Source organism: Cupriavidus sp. 01L45, from assembly GCF_056399885.1.
This window is the reverse complement of record NZ_JBFTSG010000197.1, coordinates 1-354: the sequence shown is the minus strand read 5'-3', so window position 1 is coordinate 354 and position 354 is coordinate 1. Positions and strand designations below refer to the sequence as shown.

Sequence of the window (354 nt, the reverse complement as noted above, 5' to 3'; positions counted from 1 at the left end):
AACAGGCAGTTGTGATAACTCAGGCCCGCGATGGCCGAGACATGTTTCCAGTTGAAATGAAACTGGATGACTGGCGTTTGACCTTTCGGCGCCCAGGTGCGCACGCGCGTGGGTCGCTCCGAGAGYCCAGACTCGTCAATRAAGACGATCAGCCGTTGCTCCCGCGTACAYTTTTTTTGAGCGCRGGCCAGGTYTTTTGCTTCCACGCCAGCACYGCGTCCTCGTCGCGTTCGATAGCGCGTCGGTCKGGGCGTTGGGGCGAGAAGCCGAGCGAATCCAGAATKCGCCAGACATGGGCCTCGTTGTATGACACCCCGAAGCGTTGCTCGATGAGTAGACGCACCCGTTTGAGCG

Annotated in this window: 1 pseudogene; it reads right to left on the bottom strand. The window is 59.2% G+C overall.

Annotation, left to right across the window (positions count from 1 at the left end):
* A pseudogene (locus tag AC1DT6_RS40695) lies at positions 1-354 on the bottom strand (winged helix-turn-helix domain-containing protein); the annotation flags it as partial.